The sequence below is a fragment of the Mesorhizobium sp. URHB0026 genome (assembly GCF_054059755.1).
Window position 1 is genome coordinate 493745 of sequence record NZ_JBSSCN010000001.1, and the last position, 11457, is coordinate 505201.

Below are 11457 nucleotides of genomic sequence, written 5' to 3' on the forward strand. Positions count from 1 at the left end.
AGGACCAATGAGGGATCTCGGATGTTCTATGCAATCCTTGCCTATCACGTGGAAGATGCGATCGAGGCGCTGACGCCGCGGGAAGATGCGGCGCTGATGGCCGAGTTGCTCAAGATCAACACCAGGCTTCATGCGGAAGGCACGCTTGGGCCGTCGGCGCGCCTGGGAACGACACGGGATGCCTGCACCTTGCGCGGCCCGGGCGACGGTGTGATCATCGATGGGCCCTTTGCCGAGACCAAGGAACAGTTGCTCGGCCTCTATGTCGTCGATTGCATCACCAGGGACGACGCCATCGAGATCGCCCGCGACCTTCGTCGTGTTAATCCAACCGCCGTTTACGAGATAAGGCCCATTCTGCTCTTCAAGCCCGGCGTGCCGCTGGCGGAAAAATGAGACACGGGCAAAAGCGCCGCCAGCACCCGCTGCTCACCCGCGCCCCACGAACGGCATCTTGGTCGCCATCACGGTCATGAACAGCACGTTGGCGTCGAGCGGCAGGCTGGCCATATGCACGACCGCGTCGGCGACGCGCTGGACATCCATCACCGCTTCGGCTGATATCGAGCCATTGGCCTGCGGCACGCCGACGGTCATCGGCTGCGCCATGTCGGTCAATGCATTGCCGATGTCGATCTGTCCGCAGGCGATGTCATAGGGGCGGCCATCGAGCGCCAGTGTCTTGGTCAGGCCCGTGATGGCGTGCTTGGTCGCCGTATAGGGCACCGAGCCCGGGCGCGGCGCATAGGCCGACACCGAACCATTGTTGATGATGCGGCCGCCCATCGGCTTCTGCTTGCGCATGGCGCCGAACGCCGCGCGCGCGCACAAGAAAGATCCGGTGAGGTTGACGCTGACGACATCGTTCCAGACCTCGATCGGGATTTCGTCGATCGGCGTCGACTTGTAGCCCATGCCTGCATTGTTGAAGAGCAGATCGACCCGCCCGAAAGCCTCCGCCACGGTCTCGAACAGATCGTCGACTTCACTGGCCTTGCTGATGTCGCAGGCAACCGCCAACGCCCTGGCCTCGGTCGGTCCGGCCTCGGCGATCGCGGCATCCAGCACCGGCTTGCGGCGCCCGCAGAACACCGTGTTCCAGCCGGCCTTGAGCAATGCCGTGGCTACGCTCTTTCCGATCCCGGTGCCGGCGCCAGTGACGATGGCGGTTCTTTGCTCGGTCATGGCTGATGTCCTCCGGCAGCGCAGTGCGTGCTCGCCTGATCTACAAATTTGGTTCGAGTGGAGAAGGCATCGCAAATGATGGCAGCGATGGCAAGCGCGGCCACCGGGACATGCCCTCGAAAAGTGAAGCCATTTGGTTGGAGGGCAGCCTGCATGGGCCGACAAAAAGGGCGGTCATTGGCGACCGCCCTGATCTGGACCGGGCTTGGGAGGAGGAAAAGCCGATCCGACTGTGTAGAATCATGCGCTTCCTGAGTTAACGAAAGACTAACGCCGGAAGGCCCGCCTGTGCCGATTTGACCTTACCAGCGCGGATTGGGTGAAGTTCCTGCCTTGGCCGGCACCTTGGCCGCGAAAACCGTCGCCTCGACATGGTCGACCAGCGCGTCCGGCAGGCCAAGCCGTCCGGCGAGCAGGTCGAGATAGCCGCGCTCGGCGCGCGAGTCGGGGTCGATGGTGAGGCGCGACGCCGTGTAGAGTTCGAGCTTCTGCGCATCGGTATGAGCACCCGCCACCAGCGCGTCGAGGTCGAGTGGGCTCTCTAACTCCGCCATCAGGAATTTTTCCGCATCGGTGCCGATCCCGGCGAGGCTGAGCTTGCCGGCGATCTTCCGGCGTTCTTCGTCGTCGACATGGCCGTCGGCCTTAGCCGCCGAGATCATCGCCCGCACCAGGGTCAGCGTGAACTCGTCCTCGCCTTGCGGCGCCTGCGAGGGGTGGAAGGCGGTGTCCTTGGGCGGCGGCAGCAATTCCGGCTCGCTGGCGGCGGGCGCCTGTTCCGGTGCGTTGCCGGCCTTGTAGTTCTGGTAGGCCTTGTAGGCGAGACCGCCGATGGCGGCCAAGCCGCCGAGCTTCACCGCGGCACCCGTCACCTGCCGGCCGGCGCCGGTCCCAAGCAGCACGGCGGCCAGCGCGCCGGCGGCCAGCGGATTGTCCTTGGCCATCTGCACCGCCTGGCCGGCTTTGTCGCGGACCGTGCCGCTGGCACCGGGAACTTGCGAGCCGAGCAGATCGTCGAGAAGCTTCTTGGGATCGAACATCAACGCCTCCAGGATTTGCCCGGCCGAACGGGCAGGTTTCGAACGCCGAAGAGGTAGGTCCCGAGGGTTGCCATTGCAATGACAGAGCCCCGGTTTGCTGGGCTCCGGTGCCCTCGATCAGGACCCGATGTGCGGTCCCCTACCCCGGGCTTGCGCGAGCTCGACCTGTCGCTGCCGCTCCGCGTAGCGCTTCCGGTCTTTGTCCGAGCGGGCATCGAAGCAGCGCGGGCAGGAAACCCCGACGGCATATTTCGGCGACACCAGGTCGCTCTCCATCAGGGGATGGCGGCATGCGCGGCAGAGTTCCCCGGTGCCCACCGCGAGGCCGTGCGACACCGAAACCCGCTCGTCGAAGACGAAGCACTCGCCTTGCCACAGGCTCTGCTCCGCTGGAACCTCCTCAAGGTATTTGAGGATGCCCCCCTTGAGGTGGAACACGTCCTCGAAGCCGAGCGACTTCACATAGGCGGTCGCCTTTTCGCAGCGAATGCCGCCGGTGCAGAACATCGCAACCTTGCGTCCTTCGAGATCCGCCCGGTGCGCTTCGACCCAGGCCGGGAATTCGCGAAAGCTCGCGGTCGCCGGGTCGACGGCGCCCTTGAAGCTGCCGATAGAGACCTCATAGGCATTGCGCGTATCGATGACGATCGTGTCGGCTTGCGAGATCAGCGCATTCCAGTCGCCCGCCTCCACATAGGTGCCGGCACTTGCGGCCGGGTCGATGGTCTCGACGCCCATGGTGACGATCTCGCGCTTCAGCCGCACCTTCATGCGATGGAATGGCATGGCCGCGGCACTGCTGTACTTGACCTCGAGACCTGACAGGCCGTCGATCGCTTCGATCTGTTCGATCAGCGCGGCGATCGCCTCGTCGCTGCCGGCGACGGTGCCGTTGATGCCCTCATGCGACAGGAGCAGCGTGCCCTTGATGCCGCGCCCGCAGCAGAAGGCAGCAAGCGGCGCGCGCAACGCCTCGAAAGCATCGAGCCGGGCAAAACGGTAGAGTGCGGCGACGCGGACTGGCTGGGACGGCGCGGACAGTGTTGTCATTGCCAGAGCAACTAGACGCTAGTAGAAGCCGATTCAAGTGAAACGGGTTCGATCCGTCTGTCATGGCCATGTCGAGAACCTTTAAGCTGAGCGGCAACGCGTGACATCGCGCCGCGACCGGTTCCGTGGACATGGCAATACCGGTCTGCTAATCGGTTGAAATCCCATCGATACGCCGCCGACAAGGAGAGACCGAATGTCCAGCAAGACCGAGAACCTCCTGTCGCTCCTCAATGGCCAGCCGGTCATCCCGGTGTTGAAGATCGCCAACGTTGCCGATGCGGTGCCGCTGGCCCGTGCCCTGGCGCGCGGCGGTTTGCCGGCGATCGAGATCACGCTTAGGACCGCGGATGCGCTCGAAGCGATCCGTCGCGTGGCGGGCGAAGTCGGCGAAGCCATTGTCGGCGCCGGCACTATTCTGGATGCCAGCCAGTTCGACGAAGCGGCCGCGGCCGGTTCGCGCTTCATCGTCAGCCCCGGCATCACCCGCGAGCTTCTGGCTGCCGCCTCCGACAGCGAAGTTCCGCTGCTGCCCGGCGCCATCACGCCCGGCGAGATCATGGCCGCGCGCGAAGCCGGCCTGCGCTTCCTGAAATTCTTCCCGGCCGAACAGTCCGGCGGCATCGCTTCGCTCAAGGCTTTTGCCTCGCCGCTGGCGGACGTCAAATTTTGCCCGACCGGCGGCATCACCAGCAAGAACGCGGCCGATTATCTCAGCCTGTCCAATGTCATCTGCGTCGGCGGCTCGTGGGTGGCGCCCGACGACATGGTCAAGGCCGGCAAGTGGGACGAGATCGAAGCGCTCGCACGCGCTGCCAGCGAGCTCGGGAAATAGCGTCTTTCCGGACGGCATGAAAAAACCCGGCCGACCAGCGTCGACCGGGTTTTCTTGACTGGCTAATCCAGATTGCGATCAGTTGCAGACCTTCACCGTCTCCTTGCGATGGTGCCGCCAGTGCGTCACCACCTCAGCGCGGCAATGCTTCTTCATCATGTGCATATGATTGTCGGTCATGACGACAACGGTCTCCGCCTGTGACGGAGCGATCGCGGCCGATGCTGCCGCCACGCCACAACTGCTGCCAGTAGAATCTTTTTCATGAGTATCGTCGGGTTGGAGCGTACCCGCACCAAACCGGAAATGAGTGAGCCGTTCCCGCTTCACGAGAAGTTCAGCCGCGCGTGATCCTCAGGGATCGGAAACCGCCTGTATCGCACTCTGGGTTAGCAAAAGTCCGCGCGGGTCGCCCGGCGCGGCCTCAGCATGTTGCGGCCTGCTCGTTACTTCGTCTGGAAGCGGGCGACGGACAGGAATTTGACGGCGTTGCCGGTAAAGCGATTGGCGTCGGCGACCTGATTGTCCTGCTGGAAGCCGGCCGTATAGACCTCGCTCGGCGGCGTATGCACGATGTTGTAGGCGTAACCCGGCGCGGTCGTCGCACTCGAAACGGTGGCGACGTTCTCGCCGCTGGTCAGTGCCCAGCGGGCGGCCTGCGGCGCCGCGGCAACCACCACGGCCCTGGGGCCGGGCTTCTGATCGCGGGCGGTGGCCCTGGCTTCCTTGCGGGTCGTCTTCACACCGGCGCCGATCGCGGCGGCCGGATCCGAACCGGCCGGCCGGCCGGCAACAGCCTGGCGCGGCGATGCCGCATCGATACCAGACGGATCGTTGAAGGCCGAACGCGGTTCTACGGATAGCGAGGCCAGCTGATATTCGTCGGCGGCGCCGACCTTGGCATTGGCATTGGCCTCGTCGAGCACGGCCTTGACGGCATCCGGCTTGGCCGGCTCGGGACGCGCCGTCGGCACCACGGAGAACGCATCCGTCGCGGTCTTGCCTTGGTCAGCCGTTTCGGCCAGCGCCATCAGCACATCCTTGCTGGGCGGCGGCGCGAGATCCGCCGGCAGCGTGCGTTCGGGACGCCATGTCGGCAAGGGGATGTTGTTGACGGCGACCTGCGCCGGATCGGCGGCCGCGGCCGCTGCTAGCACTGCCGGATCGGCCTTGCCGAAAGGCATGTTCGCCGGCGCCTGCGCGGTCGCCACGGCCTGTTCCGTGGTGGCCGTCGCATCCGCCGTGGCGAAGGGAACGTTTTCAGGCGTCTGTGCGCCGACATCGGCCTTCGGCCGCGGCGCGAAATCGGGCAGCGGGATTTCCTTGGCCGGCAGCGCCGCGATGATTGTCTCCGGCGTGTCCTTCTCCGGTTCCGGAGCCTGCTCGTCGGCAATCCGCGGAATATCGGCGCGCTGGGCATTCTCGGGGGCCACGATGGCGATGCCAGGCAGGTTGCCGCTCTTGGCTGTCACGGCCGGCTTCAGATTTCTAGCCTTGGGCGCAGGTGCCGCCGAAGCGGTCTCGACGTCGGCGCTGTCGTCGGCCTCGTCGCCGCCGCCGCCGCCGAAGAAGGCAGCGAGGAACCCGCCGGATTTCTTGCCGCTGCCGCCGGCGCTGGCCACTTCGATATTCGGTGTGCCCGAACCCTTGCGCGACTTGTAGGAGGCCAGCGCCTGTTCATAGCCGGGCAGCGGCCGACCATCGCTCGGCACATGCAGCGTCTTGCCATTGGGGAACAGGCTGACCAGTTCCTGGCGGCTGATGCCGGGCCAGTGGCGCACATTGCCGACATCCATGTGGACGAATGGCGAACCGGAGGTCGGATAATAGCCGACGCCACCGCCCTGCATCTTGAGGCCGATGTTGCGCAATTTCCTCAGCGGTACGCCGGGAATGTAGAAATCCATCGCCTTGCCAAGCATATGCTGGCTCTTTTCGGCGACACCGCGGCTGCGGCTGCGCAGCATCGAATTGGTCGACGGCGAACGGTAGCCGCAGACGACCTGGATATAATCGGTGGCGCCGCTTTCCCGATACGCCTCCCAGACCAGGTCCAGCAGACGCGGGTCCATCTTGGTCGGCTCGTTGCGACGCCAGTCGCGCAGAATGATGTTGATCTTCCTCAGGCCTTCGGGAACGTAGCGACCATTGCGCTTGTAGACGATCTCCGCCTTCTCATGCGTGTGGAGATGGTAGAGCTTCAGCGAACGAACTTCGGCCTGGGCGCCCGTAGCGGCCGCTGCAACAAGACCAAATGCGACAATCACCGCCGCCAACCATCTCGGCCAGACGCTCAAATGATAGTGCCGCCCGTTTGTGAGTCGTTCGATTCTATTCAAATCAAAAGGCCTTGCAGGCTGCCGTTTGTCCCCGGATTTCCCCAAACGGACGTGTCATTTTCACATCCGAATATCGATCCTAATGGTTAATCATCGCTTATTGAAGCCAAAATGCGGTAAGACCATGGCGATATCCCGTCAAAAATTGTCCGCAAGGTATGTTGGTAAACCGCTGGTTTACATTAAGATTCCGGCTTTGGTCGAACACGATCTGTTACCGCCGGCCTCAATGCGTGAACAATACCCCGTCGAGCGCCGCCATTATCCGGCGACGGCGCTCTGTCAGACCAGATAATGGCGAAGGAAGCTGGCCCCGGCCTTGCGGTTCAGGAAGCGAGCCTGTCTACGCGGCCGGTTTCCGGGTCGATGCCGTATTCCTTGAGCTTGCGGTAGAGCGTCGAGCGACCGATGCCGAGCCGGCGGGCGACCTCGCTCATCTGGCCATTGTAATGGTCAATGGCGAGCTTGATCATTTCAAGTTCGACATCGGCCAGGGCACGCACATTGCCACGCTCGTCGAGCGCCCGCAGCATGCCGAATCGGGACTGGACCCCGGCCGGCAGCACAGCCGCCGGAGCCATCCGGTCGGGCACAACGTCCTCGTCGCGCGGCTCCAGCGACGGCGGCGGCGCAGCGCTGCTTGCTGCCAACGTGTCGTCCCGGTCGAGATTGACGGTGCCTTCCACCTGCGCCCGGATCTGCGGGAAATCATCGGCGGTCAACACATCGCCTTCGCACAGCACCGAGGCGCGGAAGACGGCGTTTTCGAGCTGCCGGATGTTGCCGGGCCAGTCATAAGCCTGCAGACACCGCAAGTGCTGCCGCCGAAATGCCTTTCAGCCGATGGCGCGGGTCGGCCGGCGCCACCTTCTCCATGAAATGCGTGACCAGATGGGGAATGTCGTCGCGGCGGTCGCGCAGCGGCGGCACGAAGATCGGGTAGACGTTCAGCCGGTAGAACAGATCCTCGCGGAATTTGCCGTCCTTGACCTGTTGCAGGAGGTTGCGGTGCGTCGCCGAGATGAGCCGGATGTCGACCTTGACGGTCGAGCGGCCGCCGACCGGATCGACCTCGCCTTCCTGGACTGCGCGCAGCAGCTTGACCTGAACGTCGAGCGGCAGGTCGCCGATCTCGTCGAGGAACAGCGTGCCGGAATGCGCCTCGACGAATTTGCCGGTGTGCTTGTCGGTGGCGCCGGTGAACGAGCCTTTCTCATGGCCGAACAGGATGGATTCCACCAGATTGTCGGGAATGGCGCCGCAATTGACGGTGACGAAGGGTTTCGAGCGGCGGTCGCCGCTGCCCTGGATGGCACGCGCCACCAGTTCCTTGCCGACGCCGGACTCGCCCTCGATCAGGATCGGGATGTGAGAGGCCGCCGCTTTCTGGCCGAGACGTATCACCCGGTCCATGGCCGGACTGTGGGTGATCATGTCCCTGAAGGTCAGCAGCCCGCCGCGTTTGCGCGACGTGCGCTTGACCTCGCCCTCTACCGCCTCGACCTTGAGCGCATTGGAGATCGAGGCCTGTAGCCTGTCGGGCGAAGCCGGCTTGACGACAAAATCGAAAGCGCCGTGGCGCATCGCCGAAACCACGGTTTCGATGCCGCCCTGCGCGGTCTGCACGATGACCGGCGTATTGATGTCGCGCTCGCGCATCGCCTTCAGCACGCCGATGCCGTCGAGACCGGGCATGACAAGGTCGAGGATCACGACCGAGACATCGCGGGCGCCAGGCCCGTCGAGAACTTCGAGGCCGGCGGTACCGCCATCCACAACGATCGCGGTATGGCCGAACCGCGTCACCGCGGCCTCGAGCAGCCGGCGCTGCACGGGATCGTCATCGACTATGAGTATGGAACCTGTCATGACTGTCTTGCTTCGCCCGCGCCCGAAAACCCCATGGATCATCTTGGCACAGGGTTCTAAATAAGGTTTCAAAAAACCCGGTGAACGAATTCCTTAGGATTTGACGGGCTTCTCTATTCCCGTTGAGTCCGGCTCCGTGATTGCGGCCACGTGATTCAACCCAGGCCACTTGATTCAAAGAAGGTATCTCGATGCGCATGATGTTTGATCGGCGGATTGCAGCGCCAGCGTCCGGTCAGGGCGCTGCCGGGCTTGGCGATCTGCCGGAATGGAACCTCGCCGACCTTTATGCCGGCATGGACGCGCCGGAACTGAAGCGTGACATTGCCAAGGCGGCCGCCGACGCCGTCGCATTCGAGGCCCGCTGGAAAGGCACGCTCGCCGCCGAGGCCGGGCGCGGCAGTACCGGCAGGCTGGGGGAGGCACTGGCCGCGTACGAGGCACTTGAGGAACTGATCGGCCGTATCGTCTCGTATGCCGGCCTCGTTTATGCCGGCAACACCGCCGATCCGCAGCGCGCCAAGCTCTATGGCGACATCCAGGAGAAGATGACCGACGCCAGCGCGCATCTGTTGTTCTTCGCGCTTGAGCTGAACCTGATCGACGATGCGGCGATCGAGGGCGCGCTGGCCGCCGATCCCGCCTTCGGGCATTACCGCCCGTGGGTGCTCGATCTCAGGATGGACAAGCCCTATCAGCTCGAGGACCGCGTCGAGCAGCTTTTCCACGAGAAATCGATAACCGGGCGCGGCGCCTGGAACCGCCTCTTCGACGAGACGATGACCGATCTTCGCTTCGATATCGACGGCGAGGAACTGACGCTGGAGCCGGCCCTCAATCGCCTGCAGGATGCCGACGGCGAGGTCCGCCGCCGCGCCTCGGAGGCGTTGGCCACGACCTTCCGCAAGAACCTGCGCACCTTCACGCTGATCACCAACACGCTTGCCAAGGACAAGGAAATTTCGGACCGCTGGCGCGGCTTCAAGGACATTGCCGATTCACGCCACCTCGCCAACCGCGTCGAACGCGGCGTGGTCGATGCGCTCGCCACCGCCGTGCGCGAGGCCTATCCGCGCCTGTCGCACCGCTATTATGCGATGAAGGCGCGCTGGCTCGGCATGGAAGTGATGAACCACTGGGACCGCAACGCGCCTTTGCCGGAGACGCCGCAAGCGGTGATCGGCTGGGATGAGGCCAGGAACACGGTTCTGTCGGCCTATCACCGCTTCTCGCCCGAGATGGCCGAGATCGCGCGCACCTTCTTCGACCGCAACTGGATCGACGCGCCGGTGCGTCCGGGCAAGTCGCCGGGCGCCTTCGCACATCCGACCGTACCCTCGGCTCACCCCTATGTGCTGCTCAACTACATGGGCAAGCCGCGCGACGTGATGACGTTGGCGCATGAACTAGGACACGGCGTGCATCAGGTGCTGGCCGCCGGCCAGGGCGCGCTGATGGCCTCGACGCCGCTGACGCTGGCGGAGACGGCATCCGTCTTCGGCGAGATGCTGACCTTCCGCTCGCTGCTCGAGCAGACCACCGACCGGCGCGAGCGCAAAGCCATGCTCGCCCAGAAGGTCGAGGACATGATCAACACGGTGGTGCGCCAGGTCGCCTTCTATGAATTCGAGCGCAAGGTGCATGCCGAGCGTCGCAACGGCGAATTGACATCAGACAGGCTGGGCGAGTTCTGGCTGGAGGTGCAGGCCGAAAGCCTGGGGCCCGCGATCAAGTTGCGCGAGGGCTACGAGGTGTTCTGGACCTACATTCCGCACTTCATCCACTCGCCCTTCTACGTCTATGCCTATGCGTTCGGCGACTGCCTGGTGAACTCGCTCTACGCCGTCTACCAGAATGCCGAACGCGGCTTTCAGGACAAATATTTCGAGATGCTGCGTGCCGGCGGCACCAAGCATCATTCGCAGCTTCTGGCACCCTTCGGCCTCGACGCCACCGATCCGGCCTTCTGGCAGATCGGGCTCGGCGTGATCGGCGGCCTGATCGACGAGCTGGAAACGCTCGACGACTGAGACGCCTCTCGCCAGCAAGAACAGTTAGCCGGAATGCATGTTTGGGCCGCGCTATTCTTGCCCTAAATATTTGTTCTTGAAGAACTCTACATCGACATTTTCCCATAGCTTTCCGCAAGCTCTATGATAGCTTTCCCTTTAAGCTAAGCCGGAGCGCATGCGGATCGGCGAGGGAATCTCAGCCCGGCCGTGGCGCTCAGGCGAACGCGACAACGGCCGTTGGCCATGGGCAGGCAAAGCCGATCGCCGACAGCTTGACCGAAGCCGGCTGTTCCGCGAACCGCGGAACCATCATCGAGTAGTCCTGCGCCGAAGGCCATGACCCACGGCAGACGGATCTGACTGGAGAGAGACAATGGGCACTTTTTTCTACGTGGTCCTGGCGTTGTTGGTAGGCGTGTTGGTCGGCTGGTTCATCTGGGGACGCCTGCGCGGTGAGCTCGACAGTCTTCGCGGCGACCTCGATCGCACCCGCAGCGAGCGCGACAAGTTGCGCGCCGACAGCGACCGCCTGACCGGCGAACTCGGTGCATGCGGCAAGACCCGCTCCGACCTCGAGCGTCAGCTGCGCGAGGCGCAGGCCTCGTCGGGCGCCGGCGGAGCAAAGGCGTCAAGTCAGCCACCGGCGGCCTTGATGTCGACGCCGGCCGCGGCCAAATCCGCTCCGGCGGCGGCCAAGGCTGCTCCTGCCAAACCAGTTGCAAGGGCCGCGCCGGCGAAAGCCGCCGCCGCCAAACCCGCCGCGAGCAAACCCGCGGCCGCCACTGCTTCGGCGGCCAAGAGTTCGGCAGCCGCCAAGAAGGCCGCACCGCCGGCGGCCAAGCCGGCGTCGGGCAACCCTGATAATCTGCGCCGGCTGATCGGCATCGGCCCAGTCAACGAAAAGCTGCTCAAGGCGCAAGGCGTCACCACATACGCCCAGATCGCCGGCTGGACATCAGCCGACATCAAGCGGATCGAGGACGTGATGAACTTCGACGGCCGCATCGCGCGCGAACGCTGGATCGAGCAGGCCAAGCTGCTCGCCGCTGGCAACGAGGCCGAATTCGCCAAGCAGTTTCCGACGGCCGGAACCGCCAGCAATACCTGAACGACGGATACAGAGGCCA

The 11457-nt window shown here is 64.2% G+C and carries 8 protein-coding genes and 1 pseudogene; 4 read left to right on the forward strand and 5 right to left on the reverse strand.

Going from position 1 to position 11457, the window contains the following annotated elements; genetic code table 11:
- The first annotated feature begins 21 nt into the window (after positions 1-21).
- Entirely contained in the window at positions 22-396 is a 375-nt protein-coding gene (locus ACVWWD_RS02480) for a YciI family protein (RefSeq protein WP_023781295.1), read from the forward strand.
- Positions 397-429: 33 nt separating this feature from the next.
- Here the strand turns inward: ACVWWD_RS02480 and ACVWWD_RS02485 are convergent, their stop codons facing one another.
- The 3 genes from ACVWWD_RS02485 to trhO all read right to left on the reverse strand — a co-directional run bounded on the left by ACVWWD_RS02485 (position 430) and on the right by trhO (position 3275).
- A complete protein-coding gene (locus ACVWWD_RS02485; RefSeq protein WP_023781294.1) occupies positions 430-1185 on the reverse strand; it encodes an SDR family oxidoreductase in 756 nt (251 codons plus the stop codon).
- 302 nt (positions 1186-1487) lie between these two features.
- Positions 1488-2225, reverse strand: a complete 738-nt coding sequence (locus ACVWWD_RS02490; protein WP_023781292.1) for a tellurite resistance TerB family protein — start codon at positions 2223-2225, stop codon at positions 1488-1490.
- Between the two features lie 117 nt (positions 2226-2342).
- Positions 2343-3275 (reverse strand): oxygen-dependent tRNA uridine(34) hydroxylase TrhO, encoded by a 933-nt coding sequence (gene trhO, locus ACVWWD_RS02495; protein WP_352552168.1) that lies wholly within the window; start codon positions 3273-3275, stop codon positions 2343-2345.
- 196 nt (positions 3276-3471) lie between these two features.
- Here trhO and ACVWWD_RS02500 point away from each other — a divergent pair, with 196 nt between their 5' ends.
- Positions 3472-4110, forward strand: coding sequence for a 2-dehydro-3-deoxy-phosphogluconate aldolase (locus ACVWWD_RS02500; RefSeq protein WP_023781290.1), 639 nt, complete (start codon positions 3472-3474; stop codon positions 4108-4110).
- A 446-nt stretch (positions 4111-4556) separates the two neighbouring features.
- Here the strand turns inward: ACVWWD_RS02500 and ACVWWD_RS02505 are convergent, their stop codons facing one another.
- The gene (locus tag ACVWWD_RS02505; protein ID WP_435054038.1) at positions 4557-6407 is read right to left on the reverse strand and encodes a DUF882 domain-containing protein; all 1851 of its coding nucleotides are present in this window, start codon (positions 6405-6407) and stop codon (positions 4557-4559) included.
- A 368-nt stretch (positions 6408-6775) separates the two neighbouring features.
- Positions 6776-8318: pseudogene (locus ACVWWD_RS02510) on the reverse strand (sigma-54-dependent transcriptional regulator).
- A gap of 191 nt (positions 8319-8509) precedes the next feature.
- Between ACVWWD_RS02510 and ACVWWD_RS02515 the strand changes: the two are divergent.
- Positions 8510-10348, forward strand: coding sequence for a M3 family oligoendopeptidase (locus tag ACVWWD_RS02515; RefSeq protein ID WP_352552162.1), 1839 nt, complete (start codon positions 8510-8512; stop codon positions 10346-10348).
- 355 nt (positions 10349-10703) lie between these two features.
- Positions 10704-11438 carry a proton-conducting membrane transporter gene (locus ACVWWD_RS02520; protein WP_457102894.1) on the forward strand — a complete coding sequence of 245 codons (735 nt, stop codon included), beginning with the start codon at positions 10704-10706 and terminating at the stop codon, positions 11436-11438.
- Positions 11439-11457: the final 19 nt, after the last annotated feature.